Annotated in this window: 12 protein-coding genes and 1 other RNA gene; 1 reads left to right on the top strand and 12 read right to left on the bottom strand. The window is 70.2% G+C overall.

Translation table 11 applies throughout. The features are described 5' to 3' along the window. The 7 genes from QSK32_RS07760 to QSK32_RS07730 all read right to left on the bottom strand — a co-directional run bounded on the left by QSK32_RS07760 (position 1) and on the right by QSK32_RS07730 (position 8410). On the bottom strand, positions 1–1206 hold the full coding sequence (locus QSK32_RS07760; RefSeq protein ID WP_285471532.1) for an ABC transporter permease: 1206 nt from the start codon (positions 1204–1206) through the stop codon (positions 1–3). Continuing rightward, positions 1200–1868 carry an ABC transporter ATP-binding protein gene (locus QSK32_RS07755; RefSeq protein WP_045743262.1) on the bottom strand — a complete coding sequence of 223 codons (669 nt, stop codon included), beginning with the start codon at positions 1866–1868 and terminating at the stop codon, positions 1200–1202. The genes QSK32_RS07760 and QSK32_RS07755 overlap by 7 nt, the downstream gene beginning before the upstream one ends. After that, the gene (locus tag QSK32_RS07750) at positions 1865–3196 is read right to left on the bottom strand and encodes an efflux RND transporter periplasmic adaptor subunit (protein WP_285471531.1); all 1332 of its coding nucleotides are present in this window, start codon (positions 3194–3196) and stop codon (positions 1865–1867) included. The genes QSK32_RS07755 and QSK32_RS07750 overlap by 4 nt, the downstream gene beginning before the upstream one ends. Next, the gene (locus QSK32_RS07745) at positions 3193–3753 is read right to left on the bottom strand and encodes a hypothetical protein (protein ID WP_045743264.1); all 561 of its coding nucleotides are present in this window, start codon (positions 3751–3753) and stop codon (positions 3193–3195) included. The genes QSK32_RS07750 and QSK32_RS07745 overlap by 4 nt, the downstream gene beginning before the upstream one ends. Then, positions 3750–4622: a hypothetical protein gene (locus QSK32_RS07740; protein WP_285471530.1), complete on the bottom strand. Its 873-nt coding sequence runs from the start codon at positions 4620–4622 to the stop codon at positions 3750–3752. Before QSK32_RS07740 ends, QSK32_RS07745 begins: the two co-directional genes overlap by 4 nt. Before the next feature lie 369 nt (positions 4623–4991). Then, positions 4992–6074 carry an ALF repeat-containing protein gene (locus tag QSK32_RS07735; RefSeq protein ID WP_285471529.1) on the bottom strand — a complete coding sequence of 361 codons (1083 nt, stop codon included), beginning with the start codon at positions 6072–6074 and terminating at the stop codon, positions 4992–4994. A gap of 11 nt (positions 6075–6085) precedes the next feature. After that, complete coding sequence (locus QSK32_RS07730) at positions 6086–8410, bottom strand: alpha-mannosidase (protein ID WP_285471528.1); 2325 nt, start codon at positions 8408–8410, stop codon at positions 6086–6088. Between the two features lie 390 nt (positions 8411–8800). Here QSK32_RS07730 and QSK32_RS07725 point away from each other — a divergent pair, with 390 nt between their 5' ends. Continuing rightward, the gene (locus tag QSK32_RS07725; protein ID WP_285471527.1) at positions 8801–10759 is read left to right on the top strand and encodes a VCBS repeat-containing protein; all 1959 of its coding nucleotides are present in this window, start codon (positions 8801–8803) and stop codon (positions 10757–10759) included. 59 nt (positions 10760–10818) lie between these two features. On the opposite strand, the gene QSK32_RS07720 is transcribed toward QSK32_RS07725, so the two are convergent. The 5 genes from QSK32_RS07720 to QSK32_RS07700 all read right to left on the bottom strand — a co-directional run bounded on the left by QSK32_RS07720 (position 10819) and on the right by QSK32_RS07700 (position 14038). Next, on the bottom strand, positions 10819–10983 hold the full coding sequence (locus tag QSK32_RS07720; RefSeq protein WP_285471526.1) for a hypothetical protein: 165 nt from the start codon (positions 10981–10983) through the stop codon (positions 10819–10821). 87 nt (positions 10984–11070) lie between these two features. Next, positions 11071–11448, bottom strand: a transfer-messenger RNA (tmRNA) gene (gene ssrA / locus QSK32_RS07715). A gap of 27 nt (positions 11449–11475) precedes the next feature. Continuing rightward, on the bottom strand, positions 11476–12174 hold the full coding sequence (locus QSK32_RS07710) for a cellulose binding domain-containing protein (RefSeq protein ID WP_285471525.1): 699 nt from the start codon (positions 12172–12174) through the stop codon (positions 11476–11478). Positions 12175–12295: 121 nt separating this feature from the next. Further along, positions 12296–12772 carry an SsrA-binding protein SmpB gene (gene smpB / locus QSK32_RS07705; protein WP_045743273.1) on the bottom strand — a complete coding sequence of 159 codons (477 nt, stop codon included), beginning with the start codon at positions 12770–12772 and terminating at the stop codon, positions 12296–12298. A 69-nt stretch (positions 12773–12841) separates the two neighbouring features. Then, positions 12842–14038: a M23 family metallopeptidase gene (locus QSK32_RS07700; protein ID WP_285471524.1), complete on the bottom strand. Its 1197-nt coding sequence runs from the start codon at positions 14036–14038 to the stop codon at positions 12842–12844. Positions 14039–14041: the final 3 nt, after the last annotated feature.

Raw genomic sequence — 14041 nt, 5'->3', positions numbered from 1 at the left:
TCACCGGCGCAGCGCCTCGACGGGTTCCACCCGGGCGGCGCGCTGTGCCGGGTACACGCCGGCGAACAGCCCGACGACCGCGCCGACGGCCGGCGCGGGCAGCACCGCCCAGGTGGGCAGCAGCGGTGTCCAGTCCTGGGCGACCGCGGCGATCACCACGACGGTGATTCCGGCGGAGGTGCCGACCAGGCCGCCGAGCAGGCCGAGCGTGGTCGATTCGGTGAGGAACTGGGCGGCGATGTGGGCGGGCCGGGCGCCGAGTGCCCGGCGCAGGCCGATCTCGTTGGTGCGTTCCAGGACGGCGACCAGGGTGGTGTTGGCGATGCCGATCGCCCCGATCACCAGGGAGATTCCGGCGAGGGTCAGGAACAGCACGTCGAGGTCGCCGCTGACCCGGCTGCGCAGCGCCTTGGGGTCCGGTGCGGCGGTGACCTGGAAACGTTGCGGCGCGTCCGGGCGCAGGGCGAGGGCGACCTGGCCGGCGACCACGGCGGCCGCGCCGAGCCGGGTCTCCACGAGCATCTCGGCGCGTTGCGCGGTGGGCGGACCGTACAGGTCGTAGGCGGTGGCGGCCGGCAGCACGATGCCGAACAGCAGATCGGGCAGTCTGGCGGTGTCGTCGATGATGCCGAGCACGGTGAACGGTGTGCCGTCGACGAAGACGGCCGGGTTGCCGTCGAGCCGGGTGATGCCCAGGTTCGCCGCGGCGACCGAGCCGAGCAGCGCCACGTGTTCGTGCCGTCCGGCGTGGAAGGCGTCGAAGCCGCGCCCCTGGGTGAAGGTGGGCCGGGCCGCCGCCAGCGCGGACGGATCCATCGCGATGATCGGCGGGGTGCCGGCGCGGCTCGTGATGCCGGGTGCGCCGCTGACGGACGGTTCGGTGAGTGGGACCGGCCACCAGCGGCCGGCGTGTACTACTCCGCCGATCTGTTCGACCAGGCCGGAGGCGTCGTCGGGGAAGGACATGGCGCTGTCGGTGCTGCCGGTGACGCCGATGTCGGCCACGGTCACCTCGGTGGCGGCGAGTTCGGTGAACCGTCTGTCGATCTGCCCGCCGGCGGTCGCGGTGAGTCCGAGGACCGCCACGAAGGAGCCGACGCCGAGCGTCGTGCCGAGCATGGTCAGGATCGACCGCGCGGGTCGTTGTAGCAGGCCGGCGAGGGCTTCCTCGGCGATGTCCGGCAGCCGGAAACGCGATTTCAGCACAGCACACCGTCACGGATAGTGACCGAGCGTTGGCCGCGGCTCGCCACCGCACCGTCGTGGGTGATGACCATCAGGGTCATGCCGTCCGTGTTCAGTTCGGTGAGCAGGGACAGCACCGAGGCGGCGTTGTCGCTGTCCAGGTTGCCGGTCGGTTCGTCGCAGAGCAGCAGGCTGGGCCGGTGCAGGATGGCGCGGGCGATGGCGACCCGCTGACGTTCACCGCCGGAGAGGGTGTTGGTCAGGGCGCCGGCCCGATGGGCCAGGCCGACGCGTTCCAGCGCTTGCGCCGCTGCCGCGAGACGTTCCTTCTTGGGTACGCCTGCGTAAAGCGTCGCGAGTGACACGTTCTCGACCGCTGACCGGTAAGGCATCAGGTGGAACGCCTGGAACACGAAGCCGATCCGCCGGCCGCGCAGTGCGGTGCGTTCGTTCTCCCGGATCGTCGCCACGTCCACCCCGTCGAACCGGTAGGTTCCGGAGGTCGGCCGGTCGAGGAGGCCGACGACGTTGAGGAAGGTGGACTTGCCGGATCCGGATGGCCCGACCACGGTGACGTATTCGCCGGGCCACACCTCGAGGTCGACGTCGCGTAGTGCTGGGACGGGCGGCGGGCCGGGGTAGGTCAGCCCGACCGCGGTCAGCCCGATGACGGGCCCGCTCATCGGGACGCCCCCACCACGACGCGATCGTTCTCGGTGAGTTCGCCGTCCACTTCGACGTATCCGTCGCCGGAGACGCCGGCGCGTACCTCGATCCGGGTGGTCGTCCCGTCCGTGCCGGCCACGGTGACGGTGGTTTTGCCGTCGGCGCCGGCGGACACCGCGGACAGCGGCACGACCAGCACCTTCTTCTCGGTTTCGGCGGAGACGACGCTGACCCGGACGTCCTGGTCGGCCCAGCTGTCGTCGAGGCTGCCGGTGACGTCGACGGTCATCGGGTGGTATGCCGCGTCCTGGCTGTCCGGGTCGGTGGTCAGGGCGCCGATCCGGGTGACGGTGCCTTTCGCGTTCTCGCCCAGGGTCTCGGAGGCGATCTCGACGGCCATCCCGGCGTGGACCAGTGCCGCCTGATCGCGCCGGATCTTGACGCTGACCGCGAGGTCGCCGATCGCCAGGGTCAGGAACGGTGCGGTCACGGGCTGGCCGACCTTCGCGGTGATCGACGCGACCCGGGCCGGGAAGGACGGCACGAACACGTATTCGCTGTGCGGGACCATCGGGCCGGTGGTGGCGACCAGATCGTCGTAGGCGGTCCGCGCCCGGGCCGCCTGTTTGACCAGACGCGCCCGGGTCCGTTGCAGTGCCGGCCGGGCGGCAGGGGCGGCCGCGGCGATCTCCGCGTCGAGGTCGGTCAGCGCGTCTTTCGCCTCGTCGACGGCGGCCTGCGCGTCGGCGACGGCGGCCGCGTCGGTACGCCCGCCGGCCCCGTCGGTAGCCGCGGTGTCGTATCCGGCCTCGGCGTACAGGGCCCGTACCGCCTTCTTGGTGGCGCCGCCGTAGTAGCCCTTCCGGTCGCCGCCGGCATAGTGGCCGAGTTTCCGTAGCGCCGTCTGCAGCTGGATGATGTCGGTGCCGCTGTCGCCGGGTTTGAGGTCCCGGTAGCCGGGCACCTTTCCGGGCAGGGCGATCAGTGGCCGCCCGGATACCGCCGCCATCACCTGGCCGCGTGCGACCTGCCGGCCCGCTTTGATGTGCAGCGCGGTGACCACCTGTGCGGCCGCGCCGTCCACGACCGGGGTGACTTCCAGTTGCCCGGCCGGCACGACCGTGCCACGGGTGACCAGCGTGCTGGTCAGGACCCGTCGTTCGACGGCGGCGGTGAGTACCGTCAGTTCCGGTGCGGCCGCTTCGGCCCGTTTCTCCTCCGGGGACTGGACGACCGTGGCGGCGGCCAGTCCACCGGCGCCGATGATCAGGGCGATCACCGGCACCAGGATCGCCAGCCGTCGGCGTCGCCGTGCCGGGTCCCCCTCACTGACGGTTCCGGTCATGCCGACGGGGTTCCGGCGTTCGGCGTCGCGGCGACGGTCAGGGACGGGTAGACGGGCCATTCCGGGGCGTCCGGGGCGGGCGACTCGCCCGGCCATCGGCCGGCGACGTCGACGCAGGCGTGGAAGGCCGTGGTGTAGGCCGTGTCCGCGTCCGTGGCGACCAGCAGGTCCTGCTCCACTCGGGGGTAGTGGGCGACGCCGGTCTCCAGGCATCCGCGGACGAAGTACCAGAGCCGGTTGCCCTCGTCGTCGGCGACCTCCCGGCCGTCCTCCAGGCTCTTGTACAGCGCCGTCCGCGGGTCTCCGCACGCGGCGTCGGCTTTCGTCAGTGTGTCGCCGGCGCCCCGGGTCGCCTCCACATAGATCCCGGTCACCGCGGTCACCGTGGCGCCGTTCGCCCGGAGGCAATCGGCGTACGCGGTGACCAGCGCATCTTCCTGCGGGATCAGGCCACGGCCGGAGCTGGGTGTGCCGAGGTCGACCGCGGGTTCGTCGTTCGTCGTGCACGCGCCGACGCCGAGCAGCGGGATCAGCGCCAGAAGCGCGAGCCGCCTCACGCCTTGCCGCCGATCACCGAGGCGGCCACGCGGATCCGGGTCTCGAGTTGGGTGCGGAGCGCGGTCAGGTTCTGTTCGTTGCCCGCGATGGCCCGGTTCTGGTAGGCGCTCTCGACGGCGACCCAGGTGTCGATCAGGCCGGTCTCCTTCTTGCATTTCACGTCGGCGGTGGCCAGCTTGATCTCGGTTTCGGTCACTGTGGCCGCGCTCATGAAGGACTCGCCGTCCACCGCGTCCGGGTCGGGATAGTCGTATCCGGCGGTTTTCATGCAGGTGCTCCATGCGCCGAAGGCCGCCTGTACCCGGCTGTCGGCCCGGGATTCCTTGAGCGAGGTGATGCTCAGCGTCTGGGCGAGGTCCCAGTCGACCGCCTCCGGGTCGGCGCCGTCGGCCAGTTCCCGGTCGGCTTCGCCCCGGCAGCCGCCTTCGGGTACGTCGACACCGCTGACGTCCTTACCGTTGAGGATCGACAGGGCCACCCCGGTGACCGCCGGCTCTTCGGGTTTCTCCGCTTCGAAGGGTGGGCGGTATCCGTACACCGCGGCTTCGGTTTCGTCGGTGATGCCGTAGCGGCGTTCGTTGACTGTCATCGGGAACGGTTGCGGCATGGCGGTCGCCGCGATGGTGTATCCGAACCGTTGCAGGCACTTGAGGGCGATCAGCATCCGGCCGTACTCGATCTGCCGTTCCTGTTTCCGGTCCGGCCGGTAGGGATCCAGGGGCAGGGTCAGGCTTCGCACGTCGGCGACGGTGGTGGGCTGCACCGCCGGTTCGCCGGACGCCTCCACTTCGGAACCACAGGCTGTAACCGTGGTGAGCGCCATTCCTATCGCCAGCAACGCCGCGACCCGCCGCGCACGAAACCGCATGAGAATTCCTATCGGTCAGACGATCACCGGAGTACCGGAGCACTCCGGTGATCACCACCAACCCTGCCGGTCGGTGCGCGAACTTTATGAATCACCGAGCGTTCCGGCAAGCCCTTCACCCGAGAAAAGGACGTGCGGCGCAATCGTCGTGCGCGCCGGACATCGCGCCCCCATTTCGGCTCCGGCCCGGTGACATTCCACGCCGCCAAACGTCACCAACCGGACCACCGCTCACGCTGCGTAGCCATCAGCAGGCTAACCGCCCGCTGTGCCTCAGCTGAGGTACGGATAACGCCCTGATAACAAAAAGCCGAGAGGCCCTGCTCCACATCGCGTGGAGCGGGGCCTCTCGGCTGAACGGGATCCCGTCTAGGCGCTGATGACCGGAATCGCTTCGGCGTTCCGCTTCGCGTCCGCGGCGAGGTCGGCCCACTGCTGTGCCTGATCGCGTGCCCAGGCCAACTCCGCCTCCCAGGACTCGCTGGTCACGCCGGCCCGGTCGGCGATGCCCGGCCAGTCCTGCTGGGTCGCGGCCTCGAGCGCGAACTCGCGCACCGCCGCCCACGCCTGCGCCTGCCGGGCGGCCAGATCCTCGTTGGCCCGCCAGGTCTCCTGGGTGGAGGCGGCGACGTCCGCCGCGGTGTCCCAGGCCAGCCGCGCATCGGCCGCCGCCTTGGCCTTGGCCGCCTCGGACGCCTGCTCGTAGGCCAGCTGCGCCTGCTGAGCGGCCACGGTCAACTGCTCGAGCCGGCGACGGTAGGTGAGCTGGCTCTCCGCGAGATCCATCCGGTGCGCCTGAAGATCACAGTCGGCGGCACTGGCCCAGCCGTACTTGAAGAACTCCTGGATGTCGGCGTCGGAGCCCTTCTGCGTGGCACGCTGCGCGGCGGCCCGCACCCAGGCGCCACCGGCGTTCACCGCGAGATCGGCCACGTAGTCGCGGTCCATCTGCGCCTGCTGCTTGACCGCCTCGACCGGCGAGTGCTTCGCGTCGAGGTCCTTGGCCTCCTGCAGGCCTGTCTTCACATAGCGGTCCTTCTCCGCCAGCGTGCCGTTCGACGCCCGGACCGCGGTCAGGTAGACGATCGGGGAGGTCGCCGGGGTACTGGTCAGAATCGCCTGCTTGATGATCAGGTCGTTGAGATAGGCGTTGGAGGACGCCCGGGCCCGCGCCTGCTCATAACCGCCGCCGGTGCTGAGGAACTTGACCACCGCGTCGGCGTCGTCGCTGATCAACGCGGACCAGGCCGCGGTCGACACCTCCCAGCGGGGATCCACGTCGGCATAGCGGCGGACCAGCGTGCGATAGCGGTCGGCGACCGGATCGGCGGCGGCCTGAACCAGCGCCGCGGACTGCGGGGCGGCGACGGCCGGACCGGCCGCCATCGGCAGGGTCACCGCCATCACGGATGTCATCAGCAGGGCGTACCCGCCCCGGCGAGCCCGGTCCATGGTCTCTCCCGTCACTGGATGATGCGGATGTCGTCGATGAAGCCCCGGTAACCGCCGGAGTTGGCCTTCTGGTCGTAGCCGACGTCGATCTGCGCGATCCGCTGGCCGTTGGCCACCCCGGCGAGCGGGACGACGACCTGCGTCCACGTGTCGAGCGGGAGTTTGCCGCACTGGCCGCCCGGGTGGATCGAGTTGCCCCGGGCGTCCTTGGCCCCGGAGTCACGCAGCGAGGCGGTCGCGCCGCTGATCTTGTCTTCCAGGATCAGGTCGACCGCGACGCAGGTGCTGTTGCTGCCGGACACCCAGCTGAACGCGGTGCTGCTCTGCGGGTAGATCCAGTAGGACAGCTTGGTGTTCGCCGAGACGTACGTGTCGGTCAGCCCATAGGCCTTCAGGTACGCGTACGACGAGGTGGTGCTGTTGTCCTTGCCCGAGTACAGCAGGTCCTTGGCGCCGGTACGCGGGCTCGTGGTCCCCACGAAGAGCTCCGGGATGGTGACCGAGCTGACGACACCGCCGACGTTCGAGACGCCGCCGCCGGGCTTGACCGAGCTGGCCGTGTTGGTCCACTGGGGCGTGGGGTCGCCGGTCTCCAGCGAGGTGCCGAACTTCGGCCCGCTCTCCAGGTCGGAGATCTTCAGGTCGTCGATGAAGCCGCGGTAGCCGCCGGTGTTCGCCGGCTGGTCGTACCCGACGTCGACCCGCTTGATCACCTTGCCGGCCTGCGAGCCCAGGTCGACGACCACCTCGTTCCAGGTGTCCAGGGTCAGCCGGCCGCACTGCCGGGCCGGGTGCACCTCGTTGCCGTTCTGGTCCTTCAGGAACCGATCCCGCAGGCTGGTGCCGTCGCCGAAGACCATGTCGATCGCGACGCAGGTGCTGTTGCTGCCGGAGACCTGGCCGAACGTGGCGCTGCTCTGCGGGTAGATCCAGTACGACAGGGTGCTGGTCGTGCGGACCGCGACGTTGGTCAGCGCGAACGCCTGGTTGTAGTTGAACGACCTGGTCGCGCTGTTGTCCATGCCCGAGTACATCAACGTGTACGTACCGGTGCGTGCGCCCTTGTCACGGACCCCGAGCTCCGCGGTGGTCACCGTGCTGACGATGCCGCCCACGTTCACGGAGCCGCCGCCGGGGCTGATCCCGTCCGCCGTGTTCTGCCAGTTCGGCCGGGAGTCGGCCGCCTCGAACCCGGTGGCGAAGTCGAGCCGGCGGTCCTTGGCCCGGGCCTCGTCCTGGCCCTTGAGCAGGAACGTCTGCAGCGCGATCAGGGTGTTGTCGGTCAGTGCCTTGTCGGCGGCGGCGAGCAGGGCCGGTGCGAACCCGTCGTGCTTCGCGGCGTCGCGGATCGGGATGACCCGCTCGCGGTAGGCGGCGAGTTCCTTGGCGGCCGCGGCGTCCTCGTCACGGCGGTTGGCGGCGGCGCCGCCGGTGAAGATGTAGTCCTTCAGAGACTGGGCGAGCTGGGCGTCCGGCGCGTTCAGCGCGGTCTGCGCGCTGAGCTTCACCTCGGCACCCTTGGCGTTGGTGTACACGTGCAGCACGAACTGCCGGTCCGGGGCGTTGACCAGTTCGGTCGTCACCGGCAGCAGGAGCAGTTGGAGCAGCGACTGCTTGGCGGCGACGAGTTGCTCGGCACGGAGCCGTTCGGCCTCCGCCTCGTTCGCCTTCTCGATCGCCTCACGCAGATCCTGCTCGGCGGCCGCGGCGGCGCCGGTGTCCAGGAACACGTCCCACTCCGCCTGGCCGGTGCCGTCGGCGATCGCCTGCTGCGCGGCCGTCCAGACGTGGCTGCCCGCGGTGACCCGCTGCCAGACGCTGAAGATGAAGTCCCGGTCGTTCTTCTCGATCAGCGCGATGTCCGACGGGTCCAGCCCCACCGTCACCGCGACCGAACTCCGCCGGGCCTTGGCCTGCGCCGCGGCGTAATCGACCAGAGCGTCGTCGTGCGAGGCGTTGAAGATCCCGGTGGTGATGAACGCGTACGCGGCGCCGGCGTCCGCGGTGTCGTAGGCGCGCCAGGCCTCGGCCTTGACGTAGCTGCCCTCCTTGGCACGCCGCCAGATCTCCAGCACGAACGCCTGGTCGTTCATGAGCAGCAGAGCCGCGTCCGGTACGACGCCGATCTCGGCGGCCGCCTTGACCTTCTGCTCCGGCGTGGCCAGGTTCGTCGGCTCGGCCAGTGCCGCGGCCATCGTGGAATCCGGCCCGGCGGTGATGGGCGCGGCGACGACCGGCGCGGCCTGGGCCACGGCCGGAGCCGACAGCAATCCGGCGAGCAGGCCGGCGGCCATCAGGCCGGCCGACACACGCCCCCGGCGAATGCGAACAGACACTGTGAATTTTCCCCCATGCGATTGCCGCCCGCCGTCACCCGGCACAATCGCCGCGACGGCGGAGCGAGCTGAAGAGAGTGGACCGATCCACGATCGTCCCTGGTGGACGATCGGATCGATGCAATGATCATGACTAATATAGGGCACCCGGCTACCGGCCGAGGCCCCGCTCCGTTGTGGCAGGGGCAACCACACCGCGCACTTGCATAATCATGTTCGGTGATATTGGGTATCGCTTACCTTCAACGTCGTTGATGGCCGGCATCGTCATGCCCGGCTACGGGGGACACGACAAAGCGGGTGCCGGAGGCGGGCCGATTCGACCGTCTCCGCCATGTCGCGTGCCCTCGTCCGAGCGCCGGCCGCACACCCGCAACGGAAGAGAACCCCTTGTCGATCAAGAAGCTTCGTGGTTCCGGTGCAGTGGCCGCTGCCCTGGTCGCGACGGTCGCCACCGCGGGCCTGGCCCAGCCGTCGTGGGCCGCCACCGCAACCGCCGCCACCGAGACCGGAGCCGTCTCCCTGATGGCCGACCCGACCAACCTGGCCACGCCGGAGCAGAAGGTCAAGGCGGCCGCCGAGATCGGCGTACTGCCGGACGCGGCTCTGCTGCTCCTCAACGACCAGGCGTTCGTCCTGGAGATCTGGCGACAGGCCGAGGACGGCACCTTCGTCAAGGCCGAGGCCTGGCGCGCCTACGACACCGCGGACGCCGGCGCCGCGTACGCGTTCATCACCACCGGGATCTTCACGGCGTCGCAACAGGACGCCCAGATCGAGTACGCCGAGGCTCAGGCCCGGGCCCTGCGCCGGTCGGTCGCGGTGACCGTCCGCCTCGACCCGGACGACACCGCCCTGATCGAGCTGCCCGACCGTGACTTCATCTTCGCCGTCTGGCAGCGGGTCGAAGAGGGCAGCCACGTCTGGACCGCGGCCAAGAACGCCATCGCCACCGGCACCGGTCAGGCCGAGTGGACCGCGTTCCTCACCACTGGTGCCGCCGCGGCGGCCGCCCAGGACGTGGCGGACGCGATCGCCGAGGCCGACGCGGAACTGGCCGCGAAGCTCGCCGCCGAACAGCTGGTCGTCGCGAAGACGTCACTGCTCCGGCTGCTCCTGATCGACGTGACGCCGGCGCTGGTGAACGCCCCCGACCGCCAGTACGTGCTGCAGGTCCTCGCCACCGCCAAGGGTGTCGAGGTCAAGCTGGCCGCGCAGATCGCGCTGAACGCCCCGGACGAGCAGGTCGCCCAGGCGCTGAAGGACTTCATCTTCACCGGTGGCGCCGCCGCCAACCGGCGGGACGAGGACATCGCGGCCGCCAAGGAACTCGCCGGCTACAAGGCGCAGGCCACCGAGATCCTCGCCGCCGCCAAGCTGGACGGGCTCCAGGTCAACCTGGTCGCCGCCGCGACCCGCGCACTGGCCGACGGCACCGTCTCGGCGCTCTATGCCTTCCTGCTCAGGGGCGTGGACGAGGCCCGGGCCGAGGACCGCCGGCTGCGGGCCACGGTGACGCTCGCCGGCGACCGCATCGGTGTCCTCGCCGCCGACGGCAAGCTCTACGCCCGGGACAGCACCACCCTCGCCAACAGCGGCTGGACCACGCAGTACAGCAACGTCAAGACGTTCGCGATCTCCACCACCCGCGTCGGCATCGTCACGGATGACGGCACCGCGTACGTGAAGGAGGGTGGTCTCAGCACCACCTGGGTGAAGCTGTACAGCAACGTCAAGCAGATCGTGCTGGCCGGCACCCGGGTCGGCGTGCTCACCAACGACGGCATCGCGTACGTCAAGGAGGGTGCCCTGAACACCGCCTGGACCAAGGAGTACACCGGGGTCGCCCAGCTGGCCCTGTCCGGCACCCGGATCGGTGTGCTCACCACGGCCGGCACCGTGCTGGTCAAGGACGGCAACCTGAGCGCCACCTGGGACGAGCAGACCGCCAGCTCCAAGATCAAGGCGCTGACGCTTGACGGCACCCGCATCGGTGTCATCACCGCGGGCAACAGCGCCTACATCTCGGAAGGTGCCATCACCAAGACCACCTGGGTCCTGCAGAAGCAGCTGGTCGGCGACCTGCGCCTGTCCGGCACCCGGGTCGGCATGATCGAGCGTCCCAGCATCTCCATCCCGGAGACCGGCATCCCCGCCGACGCGGCCGGCCGGCCCTGGGTGAAGGACGGCACGCTCGCCGCCACCACGTGGACCAACGTCCGCCCCACCAGCGACGCCACCCGCCTGTCCCTGGCCGGTGACCGCATCGGCGTGGTCACCGAAAGTGGCACCGTCTACGTCAAGGACGGCACCGTCAGCGCCGCCTGGGTGGCCGTCCGCACCATCTGACGCCCCCCGATGACGGGCGAGCCCCGGTCCACCATGGGGCCGGGGCTCGCCCGTCACGCTCACGGCGCCGCCGCGTGGATCGGGTCGGACTGCTCGGCGTACTCGTCGACCAGGAGCATCGAATTCGGGGTGACGGCACCCGCGCCGCCGTGAGCGGACCCACCGGCCCTCCACCGCGGGCGACGCCCGACGAAGAACACGATCAGGCACTGTCGAAGGCTCACCGCATCGCGGGGCGTGCGGGGCTCGGCCTCCGGAGCGAGCAAACCGAAACGGCCCCGGTTCGCGTCACGCGAACCGGGGCCGTTCATCCGTGGAGGTGCCGGGAATCGAACCCGGGTCCTTCGTTGCTTTGTCAGGGCTTCTCCGAGCGCAGCTCACTATGCCTCTACTCGGCCCTGCCAATCACGTGAGCGAGTTGGCATGACGGGCCCAGTCGTGTTTGATCTCGCCGCACGGTCCTCACGACTAGAACCGGTTGGCCAGCCTTCTAGCTGATGCCGACAGACCGGGTCGAAGGCGACCCCGGGTCGACAGACTTGCTACTTACCTCAGGCGGCAAGAGCGAAGTCAGCGCGGGAGTTATCCTTGGCGCTTATAAGTTTCCGACGACCGATTCTCGAGACGACGTCGGCTTCCTCGGCTCGCTTCCCCTGTCTCCACCTACGAAGTCGAAACCAGTCACCCCCGTGTCAAAGTGATCCAACCCGTCAAGCTTAGCTCACCGAGCAAGTGCCTCCGCCAACGGAGCATGCCGACGGCTTCACGGTGTTCCGGGAGTCCTTCGACGCCTGGAAACCGACGTTGACGGTGGCGCCGGCGTTGACGCTGCCGGTGAGGGTGACCCGGCCGTCGTCGCCGCTGACGCTGACGTTCCAGCCGCCGCCACGGACGCGCACACCGGCGTCCGAGGGGTAGCTCAGGTTGATGGTGAAGTCCTTGGCCGCGCCGGTGTTCGTCACCTTGATCGAGGCGATGAAGCCGTCCCGCCAGCTCGCCGAGTTGCTGTAGGAGACGCTCAGGTCGTCGGCCGGCGCCACGATGGTCTTCGACGGGGTCGGCGAGGCGGCCGCAGTGGTCTTCGACGGCTTCGCCGAGGCCGAGGTCGCCGACGGGGTCGCGGATCCGGACGGTGAGGCCGAGGTCTTCGACGGCGTGGCGGAGGCGGACGCCGACGGGGACACGGATACCGATGCGGACACCGTCGGAGACGCCGGGACCGGCGCGGGCGGGGTCAGGGCCGCGGCCTGCGCCTCGGCCACCACGCTGGGCTGGACCAGCAGCGGCTCGTCATCGGCCTTGGCCGGCCCGCCGGCCCGGATGGCCACCCAGCCGACCAGGGCGAGCAGGACCGCGGCGCCGGAGCCGAACACGATGCGGGCCAGGATGAAACGACGGGTGGCGTGTTTGGACAACGGCCGGGTCTCCTCGCGACAGCACAAAGAACGAGCATGGCAAGTACGAGCGGGGCAAAACGAAGATCAAGCTATGCGACGGCTGAGAGATCGACAAGCCGCGGCGCAGCAGAATACCCCGTCAGCCCATGCCCTTCGCACGGCGGCCCACAGCCTTGTTGATCTCGCGCTGAGCATCCCGCTTGGCCAGGTCGTTGCGCTTGTCGTAGCTCTTCTTACCCTTGGCGACACCGATTTCGATCTTGGCGTAGCCGTTGTTGAAGTAGACCGAGAGCGGCACGATCGTGACGCCGTCGTCCCGCAGCTTGCCGCTGATCTTGCGAATCTCTTCGCGGTTCAGCAGGAGCTTGCGCACCCGGCGGGGCTCATGGTTGGTCCAGGTGCCCTGCGTGTACTCCGGGATGTGCATCCCGTGCAGGAACATCTCGCCGTTGTTCTCATGACCGAACGCGTCGACCAGCGAGGCCCGGCCGGCCCGCAACGACTTGACCTCGGTGCCGGTCAGCATCATCCCGGCCTCGTAGGTGTCCAGGATCGCGTAGTCGTGGTAGGCCTTGCGGTTGGAGGCGACGAGCTTGCGCCCCTGTTCGCGTGGCATGACCGCGTTTCCCCCTCGACGACCGATGGTGCAATCCGTCGATCCTACCCGGACCGCCCGGCGTCCCCGTCAGCAGAGGCAACCGGGCAGGTACCGCAGCGGATTGCGGGGCACACCGCGGAACCGGGTCTCGAAGTGCAGATGCGCCCCGGTGGACGCGCCGGTGCTGCCCACCCGGCCGATCACCTGGCCGCGGCGGACGTACTCGCCGACGTGCACGAAGATCCTGGACTGATGGCCGTAACAGGTACTGAAGCCCATCCCGTTGACCTTGCCGTGGTCGATGCAGGTGTACTGGCCGTACCCGCCGCTCCAGCCGGCCCGGATCACCCGGCCGGGCGCGGCGGCCCGGATCGCGGTCCCGGAGCCCGCCGCGAAGTCGGTGCCGGCGTGCAACTGCCACACCCGGTAGTAGGGGTCGTAGCGGTGGCCGTAGTCGCTGCTCTTCCAGCCGTGCACCGGCATGAGCAGGCGGCCGCCGGAGTACCGGCCGGGGCCGGACCGTCTCTCCCAGCCGAGCAGGGTCCGCTGCACCTTGCGTTCGGTGGCCAGCGCCGCGCGGTACTGGGCGAGGACCGTGGCGCGCTGGGCCTGTGCCGCGCTGAACGCGGCCCGCCGGGCCAGGACCAGGGTGTAGAGCGCGCGGCGTGCCCGGACGGCGGCGTCCTGGGCGACCTGCGCGGCACGGAGCTTGGCGACCACGTCCGCCTCGGCGGACTCCGCGGCACGCTTCGCGGCCGCCGCGTGGTCATGCGCGACCCGGGCGGCCCTGCGGGCGATGACGAGGGTACGCACCTGAGTGTGTTCGTTGTCGACGATCTGTTCGACCAGTCCCAGCCGGTCGATCAGGTCCTGCGGGCCGGATGCCGAGGTCAGCACGTTCAGCCGGGAGAATCCGCTGCCCATGTAGCTGGCCTGGGCGATCTCCTCGACCCGTTCGCGGGCGCTGGTGACGTGCCCGGCGGCGGCCTCGTACCGGACGGCGACCTTGCGGTACTCCCGGCGGGCCACGTCGGCGCGGCGCCGGGCGGTGTTGGCCTCGACCCGGGCGGCGACCACGATGCCCCGGGCGGCGGCCGCCTTACGTTGGGCGACCGGCAGGGCGGCGCTCGCGCGGGCGAGGCTGCGGGCGGCGGCCCGGGCGGTGGTGCCGGCGCTCTCCAGGAGCGCCTCGGCGTGGCGGACCGCACGGGAGGCCTCGCCCTCCGGGTCGGCCACGGGCGGCGCCGGAGCCGCCGCGGCCGGCGCCGGAACGGTCAGACTCAACCC

The organism is Actinoplanes sp. NBRC 101535, from assembly GCF_030269225.1.
In the GTDB taxonomy this organism is placed as follows: Bacteria; Actinomycetota; Actinomycetes; order Mycobacteriales; family Micromonosporaceae; genus Actinoplanes; species Actinoplanes rectilineatus.
The sequence above is the reverse complement of the archived record's forward strand: the minus strand, read 5'-3'. Positions and strand labels throughout refer to the sequence as shown.

Excerpts from the sequence above, each read along its gene's own strand:
- QSK32_RS07755 (WP_045743262.1), bottom strand. The coding sequence starts at position 1,868 with ATGAGCGGGCCCGTCATCGGGCTGACCGCGGTCGGGCTGACCTACCCC.
- QSK32_RS07750 (WP_285471531.1), bottom strand. The coding sequence starts at position 3,196 with ATGACCGGAACCGTCAGTGAGGGGGACCCGGCACGGCGACGCCGACGG.
- QSK32_RS07740 (WP_285471530.1), bottom strand. The coding sequence starts at position 4,622 with ATGCGGTTTCGTGCGCGGCGGGTCGCGGCGTTGCTGGCGATAGGAATG.
- QSK32_RS07735 (WP_285471529.1), bottom strand. The coding sequence starts at position 6,074 with ATGGACCGGGCTCGCCGGGGCGGGTACGCCCTGCTGATGACATCCGTG.
- smpB (WP_045743273.1), bottom strand. The coding sequence starts at position 12,772 with ATGCCACGCGAACAGGGGCGCAAGCTCGTCGCCTCCAACCGCAAGGCC.